Origin of the sequence: Thermosynechococcus vestitus BP-1 (assembly GCF_000011345.1) — a bacterium.
GTDB lineage: Bacteria > Cyanobacteriota > Cyanobacteriia > Thermosynechococcales > Thermosynechococcaceae > Thermosynechococcus > Thermosynechococcus vestitus.
Map to the genome: position 1 here is coordinate 2438122 of NC_004113.1, position 16686 is coordinate 2454807.

At 53.0% G+C, this 16686-nt stretch carries 13 protein-coding genes; 5 read left to right on the top strand and 8 right to left on the bottom strand.

Translation table 11 applies throughout. The features are described from left to right. Positions 1-213 precede the first annotated feature (213 nt). The 4 genes from pilM (at position 214) to TLL_RS11910 (ending at position 4994) form a co-directional block, all read left to right on the top strand. Entirely contained in the window at positions 214-1293 is a 1080-nt protein-coding gene (pilM, locus tag TLL_RS11895; RefSeq protein ID WP_164921030.1) for a type IV pilus biogenesis protein PilM, read from the top strand. Positions 1294-1304: 11 nt separating this feature from the next. Continuing rightward, entirely contained in the window at positions 1305-2006 is a 702-nt protein-coding gene (locus tag TLL_RS11900) for a PilN domain-containing protein (protein ID WP_011058175.1), read from the top strand. Next, on the top strand, positions 2003-2740 hold the full coding sequence (locus TLL_RS11905; RefSeq protein ID WP_011058176.1) for a type 4a pilus biogenesis protein PilO: 738 nt from the start codon (positions 2003-2005) through the stop codon (positions 2738-2740). Before TLL_RS11900 ends, TLL_RS11905 begins: the two co-directional genes overlap by 4 nt. A 94-nt stretch (positions 2741-2834) precedes the next feature. After that, positions 2835-4994, top strand: coding sequence for an AMIN domain-containing protein (locus TLL_RS11910; protein WP_011058177.1), 2160 nt, complete (start codon positions 2835-2837; stop codon positions 4992-4994). Between the two features lie 47 nt (positions 4995-5041). On the opposite strand, the gene TLL_RS11915 is transcribed toward TLL_RS11910, so the two are convergent. The 3 genes from TLL_RS11915 to bchL are packed head-to-tail and all read right to left on the bottom strand — an operon-like array spanning position 5042 to position 7727. Next, positions 5042-6424, bottom strand: coding sequence for a ferredoxin:protochlorophyllide reductase (ATP-dependent) subunit N (locus tag TLL_RS11915; RefSeq protein WP_011058178.1), 1383 nt, complete (start codon positions 6422-6424; stop codon positions 5042-5044). Positions 6425-6457: 33 nt separating this feature from the next. Beyond that, positions 6458-6838, bottom strand: coding sequence for a DUF5331 domain-containing protein (locus TLL_RS11920; RefSeq protein WP_011058179.1), 381 nt, complete (start codon positions 6836-6838; stop codon positions 6458-6460). A gap of 43 nt (positions 6839-6881) precedes the next feature. Beyond that, positions 6882-7727 carry a ferredoxin:protochlorophyllide reductase (ATP-dependent) iron-sulfur ATP-binding protein gene (bchL, locus tag TLL_RS11925; protein WP_164921031.1) on the bottom strand — a complete coding sequence of 282 codons (846 nt, stop codon included), beginning with the start codon at positions 7725-7727 and terminating at the stop codon, positions 6882-6884. Between the two features lie 623 nt (positions 7728-8350). Between bchL and TLL_RS11930 the strand changes: the two genes are divergently transcribed. Beyond that, positions 8351-8983: a CPP1-like family protein gene (locus TLL_RS11930; RefSeq protein WP_011058181.1), complete on the top strand. Its 633-nt coding sequence runs from the start codon at positions 8351-8353 to the stop codon at positions 8981-8983. Here TLL_RS11930 and dnaN read toward each other — a convergent pair. The 5 genes from dnaN to cgtA all read right to left on the bottom strand — a co-directional run bounded on the left by dnaN (position 8980) and on the right by cgtA (position 16657). Next, entirely contained in the window at positions 8980-10092 is a 1113-nt protein-coding gene (gene dnaN, locus TLL_RS11935) for a DNA polymerase III subunit beta (protein ID WP_011058182.1), read from the bottom strand. The genes TLL_RS11930 and dnaN overlap by 4 nt on opposite strands. Positions 10093-10171: 79 nt before the next feature. After that, entirely contained in the window at positions 10172-11737 is a 1566-nt protein-coding gene (murJ, locus tag TLL_RS11940) for a murein biosynthesis integral membrane protein MurJ (RefSeq protein WP_011058183.1), read from the bottom strand. Positions 11738-11803: 66 nt separating this feature from the next. Further along, positions 11804-13075, bottom strand: a complete 1272-nt coding sequence (locus TLL_RS11945; protein ID WP_164921237.1) for a sensor histidine kinase — start codon at positions 13073-13075, stop codon at positions 11804-11806. A 2-nt stretch (positions 13076-13077) separates the two neighbouring features. After that, on the bottom strand, positions 13078-15609 hold the full coding sequence (locus TLL_RS11950; RefSeq protein WP_011058185.1) for a CHAT domain-containing tetratricopeptide repeat protein: 2532 nt from the start codon (positions 15607-15609) through the stop codon (positions 13078-13080). Positions 15610-15655: 46 nt separating this feature from the next. Then, a complete protein-coding gene (cgtA, locus tag TLL_RS11955) occupies positions 15656-16657 on the bottom strand; it encodes an Obg family GTPase CgtA (protein ID WP_011058186.1) in 1002 nt (333 codons plus the stop codon). Between the last annotated feature and the right edge of the window lie 29 nt (positions 16658-16686).

Sequence of the window (16686 nt, forward strand, 5' to 3'; positions counted from 1 at the left end):
CCCTTTACTTTTTTATACTTTTGGATGAAGACACTTTGCAAACCATACCAACCCATTGAAAAGACGCGATCCCCATTGGTTATGATCGCCTTAGCAACAGCGGCACTTGCATAACCCCCTCGGGTGCAGCGCTGCTCTGTTGTGAAACCCTTATCCTTGACTCTTCACGTCATTTCGTTCATGGACACTTGACCATTACGGGTGGGTGATCTTGTGCTGGGAAACCTATTTGCAAAACCAAAGCAAGGCTTGGGGATTGAACTCACCCCAGAGCGGGTCAATATCGTACAGATTCAGCGACAAAAGCAGGGCCTGAAAATGACGGCCATGGCCTCCGTACCCTTGGCTGAAGGCGCCATTGAAGAAGGCCGCATCATTGACACCACCGCCGTTGCCGATGCCATCCGTCAAGGGATTGAGGATAAGCGCATTAAACAAAAAGAGGTGATCAGTGCCATTCCCATGAATGAAGCCGTGATTCGCCTGATTCGCCTGCCTGCTGAACTACCGGACTACGAATTGCGGGAAGTGGTTCTCATGCAGGAAGCCCCCCTCTACCTTCCCTTTCCCCGCGAAGAAGCCGACGTCGATTATCAAAAGCTGGGAACCTCCGTTGATGAGGATGGCATTGAGCGAGTGGAAATCCTGCTGGTGGGTACCCCCCGCGAGGTAACCGACGCCTACGTCAATGCCTTTACCCAAGCTGGTTTACAACTGACCGCCCTTGAAGTCACTAACTTTGCCCTCATGCGTACGCTGCGGGATTCGCTACAGCAGTTTGTGGGGGAAGCAGCAGCAATTATTGATATTGGCGATGAAGGCACAGAAATTAGCATCGTCAAGGATGGCATTCCCCAGTTCAACCGCAAAGTGCCCATTGGTAAAGAACGGATGCAAGAAGCGATTAGCCGCGCCATGAACTTGCCGCCTTCGATGGGCGTTGACCTCATTGAGAATCTGACTGTTCCCCTAGAGCCAATGGATGTAACGGGGGCACTCAACCCCAGTGGTGCCGCTATTTTGCGCGTGCTCTCCGATCTCGCGGATGAAATCCGCCGTTCCATTGACTTTTACCTGAACCAGGGGGAGAGTTTAGAGGTCTCACAGTTGCTGCTTGCAGGTCCGGGTGCTAGTCTTGGTCAAGTGGATGAGTTTTTTAGTCAGCGGCTCAACTATGCCACCACGTTAGTTGACCCCATTAGTTTGCTGGGACTGCAAACCCCTGAAGAGATTCCCCTCGAAAAACGCCCTGCCCTCGGCACGGTGATTGGTCTTGGTCTGCGTGGCGCTTAGGAGCATGCCCTATGTACTCAATTGAGATTAACCTCCTTAAAGAACGTCCCGAAGTGGGGGGGATGGCTGCTACGACAACCACAGCGGCAGGAATGAGTAATGTGCCGATAATTATTGGTGGTATCGCTGCCCTCTTCTTTGTGGGTCTAGCTCTCCTTGGCTCGGTGGGTGCCAACCTCTGGCTGCAGGAACTGGCGAATAAGCAAAAAACCATTCAAGATCGCCTTGCTGCAATTTCGCCGGATTTGCAACGTTTGGATCAAATTAAAAAAGAGCAAGAGCAAATTACGGCCGAAACCAAAGCCCTTGCCACCGTCTTTAATCAGATCAAACCTTGGTCAGCGGTGATGCGCAGTATGGCCACTCAAACACCAGTAGGGGTACAAATTCGCAAAATTACCCAAGGGGGAGCCACCTCGCCAGAGTTAACGATTGAGGGCACAGCTACTTCCTTTGATGCGGTGAATGATTTTATACTACTGCTGCAAAATCGCTCTACCTTCTTTGATGGCAAAGCGACTCGATTGATCAAGGCTGAGCGCTCCACGGCAGACAACAAAGAAGAGAACATAACAACTGTTTCCTTTAGTGTTAAGACCGCGATCGCCAGCCTGCCGGCGTCGGAACTCCTTGAGCAACTTGCCGCCAATGGTGTTCAAGGACTGGTGGCGCGCATTCAATTTCTCAAAGCAACAGGAGTGGTACAGCAATGACTCTCACTGGCGATTTTGGCGGCCCCCCGTTTGAGGAACCGGCACCAAATTATCCGACGGTCTTTGGCATCACCCTAACACCCGTGGTGAGTGGGGTATTGATTGCCCTTGTCGGCTTGGGAGCCGCCGTCTATCTGGGCAGTTTGCTCATTGCCCCCAAGCTCGAGGAAGCCGCTAAGCTACAGCAAGAAATCGCCCAACAGGAAAATGACCTCGCCCAGCGGGAAGTGCTCCTGAAGCAACTCAATGATGCGATCGCGGGGTTAGAGCGCGCCAAGCAGGAAAATCGGGATGTGCGATCGCTCTTTGCCTCCCAGAAAGCTCTTGACACCCTCCTCCTTGACCTTAACCGCCTGATCGTAGCCAGCGGCGCCCAACTCAATACCTTTGAACCCGATAGTGCAGCTTCAGGAATTGTCCAAGATGGCTCCCTGGGCCCAGAACTCAATGCCAAACTAAAACAACAGGTAACCAACGTTACGATTCGAGGGCCATTTCCCAGCATTTTGCAGGTCATGGAAAAAATTGATCAGCAGCAGAACTTCCTCGTTATTAACAACCTGACGATGGAACTCGTTGCGGATCAGCCTGGCGAAGTGATTACCACATTTAAGCTGATGGCCTATGTACCCCTAACCCCTGAGGAAATTGCCGCTCTGGCACCACCACCCCAGGAGGGGCAGCCCCAAGGAGGTGAGCAGCAAGGACAAGGGCAGCAACCACAACAGCAATAGCGCATGGCAATCAAAGCAGCAGCGTAGATTGTTTTAGAACTGAGGAGCATTCTCTTTTCGTAGGTTGGGTAGCATTTGTGAGGAGTCAAGCATCGTGAGTCAGCTTTTACATCGTCTCGGTTTCGGGGTGGCCACAACGGCCCTCATTGCAGCAAGTCAAACGCCCACTTGGGCCGCAGCTACAGAAATTACCGACATTCGCCTTGTGACCGCTGCTAACGGTATCCAACTCTTTTTTAACGTGCAAGGGAATCTACGGCCAGCGGTTTTTACGGTCAATCGTGGCAATGCTTCCATCGCCGACATTGCCAATAGCCAACTGCGCCTACCCCGAGGGGGTGCCTTCCGCCAAGATAACCCCGCTCCCGGGATCTCCTCCGTCGAGGTGGTGCAACTCGATGCGAAAACCATCCGCGTCACCGTGAATGGCATTAGTGCTGCCCCCATTGGTGAAGTCATCCGCGAAGGACGCAACGGACTGCAAATCAACTTCACGACGGCTCAAGGCCCGGCTGGTCCTCAAGTTGCCCCCACTGGCCAACCCATGGCCACGTTCCCAGGCCCTAGCGCAGTACCGCCTTTTCTGCCGCGCCCAGTACCGCCACCCGTTGGCGATATGCTCATTAGTCCTCTCAATGCTGATCCCGATGTGATTCAACTGGGCACCAATGAACGGATTCCCCGCCTACTGTTGCGGGAGGCTCCTGTGCGGGAGGTTCTTTCCCTACTGGCTCGTGCCGCCAATATGAACGTTGTGTTTCCTGAAGGGGGCACGACTGGCGGACCCACTATCTCCCTTGACATTGAAAACGAATCGGTCCAGGACGTGTTCAATTATGTGCTGCGGGTCACCAACCTCAAAGCCAACCGTCAGGGCCGCACCCTCTTTATCGGTCAAGTGTTACCTCCCGATGCCCAAAACCGTATTGTTCGCACCATTCGTTTGAATCAACTGCGAGTCTTTGGTGCGGGCGCAATCACGCGGGAAATTAGCTCCCTTGCTCAAACGGGGGGGACCATTGGTACTGCCGGCGGGCAGGGTGGCCAAGCCGCGACAATCGCTCAAACAGGTCTTAACCGTGAAACTCGAACTCGTGAGGGTGACTTACAGCTGGGTGCTGTGCAGCTTTTGGAGATGTATGGTGCCAACCTGCCTGATACAGGACAGGCGCAAGCACCAGCGGGCTGTGAGCAGTTGCAAGTGCCACCTGCGGCCGGCGGCGTTGTCAGTCAAATTTGCCGTAGTACACTCCTAAAAGGCTTAGAGGTCGTTGGCGATCCTCGTACAAACACGATTACCCTCATTGGCACACCCCGCAAGGTGGAAATTGCCACCCAACTCATTCAGCAGTTTGACATCCGCAAGCGGCAGGTCATGGTGAATGTCAAGTTTATTGACGTTAATCTATCGCGGACCCGGACAGCAAATGCAGACTTAATCACTAACTTTGGCAGTGGTCTTTGGGGAGCTATCTTCAGCAGTGAGGGACTTAGCGTTATCCGGGGTACCACACCCAATGTTGGTAGTTTGACCCCTCAGCCCCTACCCCCTTTTCCTGGCACACCAGTGGGTAGTTTACTCAGTAACTTTTTTGCCCAGATTCAATTAGCTATCGACACAGGAAATGCGACAATTCTCACTAACCCAACCCTTGTGATTCAAGAGGGCAGCGCTGCCCAAGTCAATTTAACTCAAGAGATTTTCTCAGGGATTCAGTCTACGGTGAGTTCTCAGGCAACGGGTAGTGGGGCAGCTATAACATCTCAGCAGATTACTCCTATTATTCGGCCAGCAGGAGTCATTTTTAATGTCACAGTGGATCAAATTGACGACAATGGCTTTATTACACTGCAACTCTCTCCTGAAGTGAGTGCCCCTACTGACACCTATGACGTGGTCTTTCCGGGGGTAGATAACCCCTCGATCGGAACGCTGCTGGCACAACGGCGGATGGAGTCCGGGCGGATTCGCCTGCGCGATGGCCAGACATTGATGTTGGCGGGGATCATCCAAGATCAGGATCGTTCAACGGTTACGAAAGTTCCCATCTTGGGGGATATTCCCCTCCTGGGGCGACTCTTCCGCCGGGAAAGCAACAGCCGTCAGCGCAATGAACTGGTGGTGATGGTGACACCAAAGATTATTGATGATACCCAGAATGCCGGGTTTGGCTACCAGTACTCGCCAACACCGGGTAGTATGCCACCCAATATCGAAAATCAAATTTTACAACCGCCCCAACAGCGCTTCTAAGGGTGGCTGCTTGCCCCCTCTTGATCCCCTTAGGGGGGTTCTTTTTCTCAGTGGGCAACCAGTTTTTGCCAGCCTAATCCAGCAAGGGCTTGGTTGCGCCGGAGGGGACGAGTCACCAATTCCAAGATGTCGCGGGCATTGCCAAAGCCGTGGATCTGAGCAAAGGTGAATTCCACAGACCACTTGGTACTGATGCCACGGGCCTCAAGGGGGTTGGCGTGGGCCATACCCGTAATCACCAGATCGGGTTGAAGCGCCTTAATCCGCTGGAGCTGGTTGTAGTTATCCGGTTTTTCAACAATTGTGGGCAAAGGATGCCCCATCTCGGCACAAGTTTGGCTTAACAGGGCCAGTTCAGCAGCTTGGTAGCGTTTGTCCATGTAGGGAATGCCAATTTCAAGTACCCGCATCCCACAGCGAATCAAAAACCGCGCTAGGGAGATCTCTAGGAGATTGTCCCCCATAAAAAAGACCGATTTGCCTCGCACTAATTCAAGATAGTCACTGAGTTTTTGCCAAGTTTCGGCTTCGCGCTCCGCTAGACCTTGGGGCTGAATGCCAAAGGTAGCACAAATCTGCTCGATCCAGGTGCGAGTACCATCAGGGCCAATGGGAAAAGGTGCCGTAATGAGTTGACATTTGCGGCGGCGAATCAGGGTGGTGGCGGTACGACTGAGGAAGGGATTGACGCCAGCAACATAGTAGCCTTCATCAATGACTGGCAACTCGGTATAGCGCTTGGCAGGCAGCCATCCTGAAACTTTAATCCCCTGTTTTTTCAATTCCAAGGTGAGTTGGGTCACCACGGGATCTGGCAGGGAGCCAAAGAGAACAAGGGGTGGGTGGGGGTGGTATTGGCTTGATTGAGCTTGGACCTCTTCTTTTTTCTTGCCAAAGTTGAGAAGACGTTGAATGGGATTGCGTTCCTCTGGATCACTTATTGCTGTGGAGGTGGGGCAACGGGCAGCCATTGCTGCTAGTACCGTATCTTCCCCTTGGGTAAAGGCGTAGTCAAGACCATTGGCACGGGCGACGACAATGGGAATGCCAATTTCGGCTTCGAGTTTGGGAGCTAGTCCCTCCAAGTCCATTTTGATAATTTCCGTGGTGCAGGTGCCGATCCAAACAATCACGCTGGGGTTGCGATCGCGCTTAATTTCGAGGCAGAGGCGCTTTAACTCTTCATAATCATTGAGTTGCGCCGATATATCCCCCTCTTCTAGCTCCGCCATGGCATAGCGGGGTTCTGCAAAAATCATGACCCCCATTGCATTCTGCAAAAAGTAGCCACAGGTTTTCGTACCAATGACTAAGAAGAAACTATCTTCAATCTTTTGGTAGAGCCACGCCACACAGCTGATGGGGCAAAAGGTATGGTAATTACCTGTTTCACACTCAAAGTTGAGGGCATTGGGAGCAGTGACAGTCATAGGGAGAGCCTCCAAATTGAGAAACTATTGCAACTAGGTTTGATGACGTTGAGCGGCCTCCTCACTGTGTTCTTCAGCCCGATTACTGACAAAGGGCTTCGGGGGTAGTAAGCGAGGTTCTGGGGGCAGTTGCGCAGGATGATCGCGATTGGCTAGTTCTTCGTCAGGGTTGAAGTTCAAACCAAGGGCAGAAACGATGCGATCGGGATCGTTGGTGAGTTCAACAATGACAGGTAGAGCATCCAGTAGGCGGGGCTCTAGGGTCGTGAGCACTGCCAAAATAAAACTCGAGGAGGGGCGCCGTTGACCGCGATAGGTACTCCAAATGGCCAAGCGAACAATCCAATGGCGGTTTTCTTGGTAGTAGGCCAACCACTTACTGCGTGCGCTTTGCCGTAGTTGTTCAGGGTTCATACTCACTCCAGCGAGGGGTTCCGTGGAGTATTCTAGGGGAGTTTTAGACAGCGGCGAGTGAACGTTCTGATCCCTGTGGATTCAAGTAGAAGTCAGATAGCAGGGCAAAGAGGTCGCGATCGGGGACATCCTTAGGCACGACACCCTCGGGCCGCGCCAAAATTTGATCGGCAATGTTCAAGTAGTAGTCACAAACATCGTTGAGACTAGGATCACTTTCGGCCATCTCAAAGAGGGTTTTGCCCTTAACCCGTGACACGCGAATATCCTCAATCAGCGGTAGCACCTCAAGAATGGGCATGGGAACTGCTTCCACATACTTTTCAATGAGATCCCGCTTATTGGTGCGATTACCAATGAGGCCCGCAAGGCGCAGAGGGTGGGTGCGAGCTTTTTCGCGGACAGAAGCGGCAATGCGATTGGCGGCAAAGAGGGCATCAAAGCCGTTATCAGTGACAATCAGACAATAATCAGCATAGTTGAGGGGGGCGGCAAAGCCACCACAGACCACATCCCCAAGAACGTCAAAGAGAATGACATCGTATTCATCAAAGGCATTGAGTTCCTTGAGGAGCTTGACGGTTTCACCGACGACATAGCCACCACACCCTGCGCCGGCTGGGGGACCACCCGCTTCAACACAATCGACGCCGCCATAACCTTTGTAGATCACATCCTCTGGCCAGACATCCTCGTAGTGATAGTCCTTGGCTTGGAGGGTGTCGATGATGGTGGGAATCAGAAAGCCCGTGAGGGTAAATGTGCTGTCGTGCTTGGGGTCACAGCCAATTTGCAGGACTTTTTTGCCCCGCCGCGCCAGCGCCACGGAGATGTTGCAACTGGTGGTGGATTTGCCAATTCCGCCTTTACCGTACACTGCGAGTTTCACGTTGACCTTGCCTCCTCGGTAATGGAGCGACACGATGACCTAACTGCTATTGTCCGCCAGCGATCGCCAGAAGCGGCAGCGGTCAAGAAAATTATTTTTGTGTAATAAAATTTCAGCCTCCTTGAAAATCAGTAAAAAATTTTTCAAGCTCTCTCAGCCTGTCAGGACAGAAGTAGTTCTTTAAGAAATTAATTTTCATTTTTTTGTTGTTAGTTTTTTAGTTAAATTAAACAAAAATACAAAAGTTTCCCCTCCCCAAGTCATCCCCTGAGCGACTGAACCCAAAGCTAAAGTTTGTCTGCCTCGCGATCGCACCAACGGAAATCTGCAATAAGAAGCTGTTCTTCTAGGGGGCGATCGCCTGATCTGTTGTAAAGAATCATTAAAAATCTCGAAAGTAAATTATTTGTTACATTTAAGCGGTTGCATGCCCTCGAGCGCCACTTTCTCTCGTTTTCCCTAGGAAGTCGCTAGAATTTGAGGGAAGGCGATCGCGTTGCGGTTTTTTCCCTGCCATCCATCTCAACGAGCAAGATTAGCTCCTTGGAAAGGCAGGGCATCCTGAGGAAAAAGCTGTAGGCTAGCCTTCAGTCCGCCGTTGATATTGCCCGTAAGAATGGCCAATGAGCAAAGATCAATTTGCCATGAGTGACAACCCCTACGAAAAGCTGCAAGTGCCAGAAGATGCTTCTTTCGAGCAGATTAAGGAAGCACGGGATGCACTATTAGCGGCTCATTCGGGGGATGAACGGCAGCGTACCGAAATTGAAGCAGCCTACGATGCAATTTTGATGGATCGGCTGCGGCAACGCCAAGAGGGCAAAATCAAAGTGCCCGAGCGCATTCGCTACGCCGAGGAACTCAAGGAACCGGCGCCAGCTAAGCTAAATCGCATTGCAAATCATCCTGCCCTTCAGTGGTGGCAGCAGCAGTTAGACACCCCCAACCTGCGGGGCATTGCCATTACCTCAACCATCTATGCCGTTCTGATGGCAATCGGGCTGGCTCAGGCCAATCCCGACACCTTGGCACTGGTACTGTCCCTGGGGGTTGGCTTTAACCTTGTGTGGCTGCAACGCAAGGAACAACGCCTTGGCCGTGCCTTTTTAATCACCCTCCTTGCCCTGATCTTGGGATCAGTGATGGCCGTGGGTCTCTATCAGCTTGGTCTGCCGGGGGTCTTCCTTACTGTGGATCAACTGGTGGGCATTGGTGTTTTTGTGACCTTTTGGCTCACCAGCAACTTCCTGCGCTAACTGCGAATTTGAATGGGCATCACCAAGTATTTCATCTGGGCTTCCCCAAGGGGAAGGAGGATCGCAGGCTGAGTTTCGCCATTGAGTTGCAGTTGCACATCAGCACTATTCATGACCTTCAGCCCCTCTAGAAGGTATTTGACATTGAAGGCCACCACCATCGACTCCCCTGAAATTTGAGCTGGTAGATTCTCTTCACCACTGCCCAATTGCGGAGCCTCGGCGGAGAGTTTCAATTCTTGAGCCTCAGTATCAATGTTGATTTTGACAACGTTATTCTTTTGCGCCGCAAGAATCGCCACCCGCTCTAGGGCATCTGCCAGGGCCGATCGCTCAACCGTTACTTGGCGAGCAAAGGTCTTGGGAATGAGTTGGCGGTAATTGGGGTACTGGCCCTCCAGCAGACGGCTGGTAATCCGGGCATCATTGCCAATGTCAAACACCACTTGGGTGGGGTCACAGCGAAGTGCGACCATCCCATCTTGTTTCGCCATCAGCCGCTCTAGATCCTTGAGGGATTTTGCTGGAATGGTAATTGGCGAGAGGGGTTCTGCAGGAACAGGCTGTTCAGTAACGGTAACAGCAAGGCGGTGGCCATCGGTCGCCGCAAACTCAAGGCGATCGCGCTCAAAGGTCACGTGCAACCCGCTGAGAATTTGCTTGTTTTCATCAGTGCTGGCCGCAAACAAACTCCCCTGAAGTCCCCGCCGTAATGCCTCTGCGGTTAACGTAATCGGCGTCACATCCTCTAAGGTCGGCAACGCCGGAAATTCCTCAGCACTCATCCCCTGAATCTCAAAGAAACCGCTGCCATAATCAAGGATCACCCGCGTATCTTCCGCCGTAATCTCAATATCGCGATTGGGCATCCGCGACACCATCTCACTAAAGAGCTTGGCGGAAACGGTAATCGCCCCCGGCACCTTCACCGCTGCATCGAGCCAGATTTGCATTCCCAGACTAAGATCAAAGACGGAGAGGCCAAGGCGGCCACCCTCAGCTTGCAGAAGAATATTCGCCAAAATCGGGTGCGACGGATTGCTAGGGGCAACGCGACTCAGGGGGGCGAGCTTACTACTGAGAACCGATTGTGAACAAACAACTTTCATGGCGCACTCCAAAGCAGAGGCAGATGGGATGAAGCACGGCTCGTCATTGGCCGGTTTACTAGCATACTACGGCAATCGATTACTGGTATCGCTTAGGCAAAAATCGCCGTACTTTGCTCAGAAAAAACTCCACCTCTGGCAGATTTAGGGGTGAGATGATCGCTGCAAAAACGATCAGGTTGACACTGCCGGCGATCGCCAGTTGCAACAGTTGCACCCCCAAGCCTTCCCGCCCCCAGAGTAATTCCAGTCCTTTGAGGGCACCCCAACCTGCCCCACCAGCGAGAACACTGGCTAGGGCAATTCCTGCCAAAGGCACAATAAGCTGCCCCCAAGGCAGCCCCCCCAAACGACGGTGCAAAATCCAAGTAAGGGCAATAAACGATACCGTATTCACGCCAACAGTGGCCATTGCCAAACCGACAGCGCCAAAGACTTGGGTAAAGAAAAAGCAAAACAGGGCATTAAATCCCAATCCCCAGAGGGTGATATACAGTGGTGTGCGGCCATCCTCTAGGGCATAAAAGACACGGACAATCACATCGCGGGCAAGGTAGAAAAACATACCAATGGCATAGACCAGCAGCAGCGCCGCCACCAGTTGGGAGGCCTGAAAATCAAAGGCACGCCGCTCATAGACCACCCGCACTGCCGGTAAGGCCAAGGCCGCCATCAGGCCACCGAGGGGCATCATACTCAAGGCAGTGAGGACCAAGCTCTGGCGAATGCGTTCCTTAAGATGCGGCCAGTGTTCTGGCTGTGCCAACTTGGAAAAAATGGGCATATAGGGCACAAGGATTACATTGGAGAGAATCCCCAAGGGCGTCAGAAATAGGAGTTGGGAGTAACTCAAGGCCGACGCAGCACCCACCGGCAACTGGGAGGCAAAGAAGAGACTGATATAAACGCTGATCAGGAGCATTCCCGAGGATAGGGTGGCAGGCCCCATGAGTTGAATTAACTCCCGCACCTCAGGACGATTGAAATCAAAACGTAATCGCAATGTACCCATGCCCGCTTGCCATTGGGCAGGAATTTGTACGAGCCATTGCAGTATTCCTCCCACTAGGGTTCCCCAAGCAAGTACCACTGGGCCAAACTCATCAGCAAAGAACCAAATCCCAATGATCACCGCCAAGCTGGACAGCAGGGGACTAATGGAGGGCAGCCAATACTGATCGGCAGCATTGAGGGTGCCAAAGCCAATCCCAATCAAACCCGAGAGCACCGCCAAGGGCGCCATAATCCGAAACTGCTCTGCGGCTAAGGCTTGAATCTCTGGACTTGCGCCGGGGGCAATGAGTTGAATTAAGGGTTCCGCCAGCACCATCAAAATGGCGGTGAGCACCAGCAGGAGGACGCCCACAACGGTGGTAATGGTTTCCACGAGGGGCGCGGCTTTTTCTGGGGGTTGCTTGAGAACCACACTGATGATGGAACTGTGGAAAGGGCCATTGATCCCCCCCAAGAGCACAAAGAGAAACCCCGGAATCACATAGGCGTAACTGTAGGCATCCACTGCGGCGCCAACACCAAATTCGGCGGCGATCGCCTGCTGGCGAACCAGTCCCGCGACTTTACTCAACAGCGTAGCAACGGCAACAATGGTGGCAATGTGGGCAAGCGAACGCGACTTCTTTTGCACAGGGGTGGCAATCCTAATGAAATTGGCTGATTTGGGGATGACTCTGGCGATGATCGTACCAGCGATCTAGATCTCTTTTATTTCTGTTGGCAGCAGAATCGTAAAGCAGGTACCTTGACCGACTTCACTCGTCACCTGAATCTGACCTCGATGGGCCTGAACAATGGACTGGGCGATCGCCAGCCCTAAACCTGTTCCCTCGGATTTTGTGCCCTGAAGGCGATAAAAGCGATCAAAAAGGCGGGGCAGTTCACTGGCAGGAATCCCCGGTCCATTATCGGCAATCACCAGACGGTAGAATTTGCCCTGCTGATCTAACCTCACTTGAATCTGACCGCCCGCAGGGGTATATTGCACGGCATTACTGAGGATATTGCTTAGGAGGCGGCTGAGATGATCGGGGTTGCCCCAAAGGCGATAGGCGGCTGCTTCTGAGGTCTGGGGATCTGCGAGCTCCAACGCCAGTTGCAGGTGCTTTTGTTCAATCAGGGGCATCTGCTCCTCAATCACCCCCAAAAGAATCGCATCGAGGTGGCAGGGTTGGGCCTGCAGGGGAATCATGCCGCTATCTTGGCGAGCCAGAAACAGCAAATCATCCACCAAACGGCTGAGGCGACGACTGAGGCGTTCAATGACCAGAAGTTGCTGGCGTTGGGTTTGCGGATCCGCAGTGGCTAGGGCAACTTGGACATTGGTTTGAATCAGGGCCACCGGATTGCGCAGTTCATGGGAGGCATCGGCGGTAAATTGCTTCAAATAGGCATAGGACTGCTGCAAGGGGGCGATCGCCAGCCGTGACAGGAACCAGCCACTAATACTCACCAGTGTCAGCGTGATGGTAATACCGACTAAGAGATCCCAGAGGAGGGCTTGACTGGGTTGGGTCACCTCGAACCAAGGATGGCTAACCCGCAAATAGCCTAGCAGGCGATCGCCCACGACTAAAGCCACCGTCATCTGCCGTAGCCAGCGATCCTTTGCCACCTGTACCGTTTCCGCTGTCCGACTCAGATGCAAGGGCAGATCCAGGGGTTCTGAAAACGTGCTCCAAGCCAACTGCTGATCTGGGGTAAACCCCTCAAGGTCAATGTGATCTTCCTCTAGCCCAGCAAGGGGGCTACTGCCTAAACTAGTTTGCCAATCAATGACTTCCGCAGTGCCCGTGTCAATAATCAGGGAGCGACTCACCACCTCAACAACGTGGCTAAGGGTGTCATCAACGCGCTCAATCAGCGTTCCCCGCACATAGAAAAAGAACCCTGTCCCAAAAATGAGGAGCAGAAGTGCCGTTACTCCGACGTACCACAGGGCCAGACGGTATTGAATCGCACGAACCATCGTCATCGGGGCAATGCTAAGGGAGACCAATCACCACTGGACACAAAGGCTGCCCAATAGTAGGGAGATTCATCCTTGAGTCGCTGAAGCTGGACTTGCCGCAGGGCTTCTGTTCGCCCCATCCCTCGCTGCAGGTTTTGGTAAAAGGCGATCATGATATCGCGGGTTACTCGATCATCCACTTTCCACAGGGTACTCACCTGCGATCGCGCCCCAGCCAATGTAAAGGCTCGCCGCAACCCATAGACCCCCTCGCCATTGACCACCTCCCCTCGCCCCGTATCACAGGCGGATAACACGACTAATTCTGTGTCCCTAAGATTCATGCCGGTGACTTCTAAGGCAGTCAGGAGGCCATCATCACCCTCTGAGCCACGCTGGCGTTCGTTAGATGCTGCCAAGACCAACCCCGATCGCAGGAGGGGGTTTTCAAGGATGTCTTTGTTCCCGGAAGCAGCTAAAAAGAAACCGTGAGTAGCCAAGTGGAGAATTTTAGGAGAATTGGCGGCTTTAACTGCGGTTTCGGTGGCTGCAGCTTGCAGTAACACTTGGGCTTGGGGAACGAGCGCCCTGAGTGCTTGCGCTTCCTCCGCCGTTCCCGGTAGGGGAGTAAAAGTCAAACCCCGCCCATCAAGGGCGTGCATCGTTGATGAGCGATCGAAACTCGGGTCAGCAATAATCAACGGGGGATTCGCAGTTACAGGTCGGGATAGGATGCGCAGGAGTTCCCGCCCAGAGGTTAGCAATGTAATCCAATAGGATTCCACCAGATAGCGCCCTTGGGCATCCACAAGAGCCTGAAAGGGAATGGTATTCAACTCCCCATCCGGCGCAATGAGCAAATGAGTTGCATTGCCAAGCCACGGACGAATGGGGGTAATCACCTGCTCAGTCAGAGCTTGAGCTGCCCGTTGAACTTCAACCTTCGGTAAACGCCGGTCAGCCAAACGGAAACGGGTCTGGCGTACTTGGGCATCTATTTCAGCAGCAGGGCCCAGATCTTTTCCTAGGGGTTGACCTCTAGCAGGCAACACATAGACGCCATAGCGCGGCTCACCAAACCTCTGGGTGCGCAAGTCGTAGGGGCGATAGCGAATAAACTCGATCAAAGCAGCATTGGCTGGAATCAACCGTTGAACCGCAGCAATGGTTACGGGTTGAGTCAGCTCGCGAAAGCTAGCACTGCGCAAACTTAGTTCGGCTTCCAGTTGACTGGCTTGGGTTTGCAGCTGCTGCACTTGGGAGAAAGCTGCTGGCTCTGCCGAAGCAAAAACGAGTTTGGCGATGGCTGTGCGCAGTTTGGTGAGCTGTTCAAGCTTCGCTTGATCTGGAGCCGCCAGTTGCCGTTGCAGTCGTGCTTGGTTTTGGCTGAAAAAATCGAGTAACCGCCCCTTGCGGCGCAGGATGGTTGTCAGAGCAAGGGCAGTGGCCTCAGGGTGCCGGGGCAGACTCTGGAGATGCAAGCTGAGAATGGCATTGGTGCTGTCTTGAAATGTCGCCAAATAATTGCGCTTGTAATCCTCGGAACCCACGATCAAATTTTCACTGAGGTTCTTTTCCTCAATCTCCTGTACGTTTTGCAGTAGGGCAAGGGTTTGGGTAAGATTGCCCTGTTGCCAATAGACAGCAGCAAGGTTACTCAGGGCAAGGGCAGTATTGGGATGGTTGTGCCCTAGGCGAGATTGGGCGATCGCCAGTGTGCGTTGATAAAGAGGCAGTGCTGCTGCATAGTTGCGCTGATCAAAATAGAGCGTGGCTAAATTATTCAAGCTATTAGCAATATCGGGGTGACCTGCGGGCAACGTTTGTTCGCGAATCTGAAGGGCACGTTGGTACAAGGGCAAGGCGGCGGTGGCATTCTTTTGTCGTCGATACAGGTTTGCAAGGTTGTTCAGCGTTGTTGCCACATAGGGACTTTTCTCCCCAAGGGTTTGCTCAAAGATCCTGAGGGCGCGTTGATACAAGGGCAGAGCGGCAGCGGTCTTTTTTTGCTCAGTGTAGAGGAGCGCCATGTTATTGAGCGTGATCGCCACCTCAGGATGATTTAACCCTCGGGTCTTTTCGGCGATCGCCAATGACCGCTGAAGCACTGGCAGCGCAGCATCATAGTTCCCTTGGGCACGGTAGAGGTTGGCCAAGTTATTGAGTATTGCAGCCACCGATGGTTGATCTGACCCTCCAGCCCGCTCATAGATAGCCAATGCCCGTTGATAGAGGGGGAGGGCTGCTGCATAATTTCCCTGCTCAACATGGAGCTGTGCCAACTCGTTGAGAGTCGCTGCCAAAAGGGGATGGTTGGGGCCTAGGATCTTTTCCACAAGGGTCACAAAGCGCTCTGCTAGGGGGATAGCAGCCTGTATATTCCCTTGTTCTCGCAGTTGATCAATTTGATTGGCAAGTCCCTGAAATTGTTGTTGATAAATTTCATTGGCAATTTCCTGAAATTGCAGGGCTAGAGTTGGAAAACACAGACCCAAAATTAGACAACTTCCAAGGGCGATCGCGCCCGAGACAAGGTAGCCCCTGGTATTCATTTTTTCCTCGCGAGTTCCTCAACAGCCCCCGTCACCATCAAGAATACTAATGGGAAACGCTGACCCCCAGTTCCTGCCAAACAGCCTCTAAGAGAGGCTCTAACCCCTGACGAGCTACCGCCGAGATAGCAAAAACCCGTTGACCCACGTAGGCAGCGAGGGTCTCTTGAAGAGTCGTGATTTGCGAGGCATCGAGGGCATCAATTTTATTCAAAGCGACGATTTGGGGGCGATCGCCCAAGCCGTGGCCGTAGGCCACTAACTCATCGCGAATCGTTTGGTAGGCAGCCACCACATCCTCAGCCGTGGCATCAATCAAATGCAGCAGCAGCCGGGTGCGCTCAATATGGCGGAGAAACTCATGCCCCAACCCCAGCCCGGTATGGGCACCAGCAATCAGACCCGGAATATCGGCAAATACCGTTCCATCGCCATTGGGTTGGCGGACCACTCCCAAATTGGGCACCAAGGTTGTAAAGGGATAATCCGCAATTTTGGGTCGCGCTGCTGACAGTACTGAAATCAGTGTGGACTTGCCCGCGTTAGGCAGGCCAATAATGCCCACTTCGGCCAGTAGCTTCAATTCTAGCCGTAGATGCCGTTCTTCTCCCTCCAAGCCCGGTAGGGCATAGTCCGGTGCCCGCTGATGATTGCTGAGGAAGTGCTTATTCCCTAACCCCCCTTTGCCTCCCTTAGCCACAAGCAGCGTTTGACCGGGGGTCGTAAGGTCTCCCAGCAATTCCCCGGTTTCCGCATCCCAGACCATTGTGCCGCAGGGCACCTCAATCACTAAATCCGCACCACAGGCACCGGTACGGTTATTCGGCCCGCCCCGTTGGCCATTTTCTGCCTTGAAAACATGGGCATAGCGAAAGTCCAGCAGCGTTTGTAAATTCGAGACTGCCTTGAGAATCACCGAGCCGCCATTGCCACCATTGCCCCCCGATGGCCCCCCTGCAGGCACATACTTTTCACGGCGAAAGGCAATAATGCCGTCACCCCCTTTGCCGGCTTTGACGTGAATTTCTGCAAGGTCAATAAATTGCATGTTGGCCGCAATTGGTTCCTGATGGGTTG

What these genes read in the sequence shown, in the direction of transcription:
- TLL_RS11900 (WP_011058175.1), top strand. Translation starts at nt 1,305, where the DNA reads ATGTACTCAATTGAGATTAACCTCCTTAAAGAACGTCCCGAAGTGGGG.
- TLL_RS11905 (WP_011058176.1), top strand. Translation starts at nt 2,003, where the DNA reads ATGACTCTCACTGGCGATTTTGGCGGCCCCCCGTTTGAGGAACCGGCA.
- TLL_RS11915 (WP_011058178.1), bottom strand. Translation starts at nt 6,424, where the DNA reads ATGACTGTCACTGCTCCCAATGCCCTCAACTTTGAGTGTGAAACAGGT.
- TLL_RS11920 (WP_011058179.1), bottom strand. Translation starts at nt 6,838, where the DNA reads ATGAACCCTGAACAACTACGGCAAAGCGCACGCAGTAAGTGGTTGGCC.
- TLL_RS11930 (WP_011058181.1), top strand. Translation starts at nt 8,351, where the DNA reads ATGAGCAAAGATCAATTTGCCATGAGTGACAACCCCTACGAAAAGCTG.
- dnaN (WP_011058182.1), bottom strand. Translation starts at nt 10,092, where the DNA reads ATGAAAGTTGTTTGTTCACAATCGGTTCTCAGTAGTAAGCTCGCCCCC.
- TLL_RS11945 (WP_164921237.1), bottom strand. Translation starts at nt 13,075, where the DNA reads ATGGTTCGTGCGATTCAATACCGTCTGGCCCTGTGGTACGTCGGAGTA.
- TLL_RS11950 (WP_011058185.1), bottom strand. Translation starts at nt 15,609, where the DNA reads ATGAATACCAGGGGCTACCTTGTCTCGGGCGCGATCGCCCTTGGAAGT.
- cgtA (WP_011058186.1), bottom strand. Translation starts at nt 16,657, where the DNA reads ATGCAATTTATTGACCTTGCAGAAATTCACGTCAAAGCCGGCAAAGGG.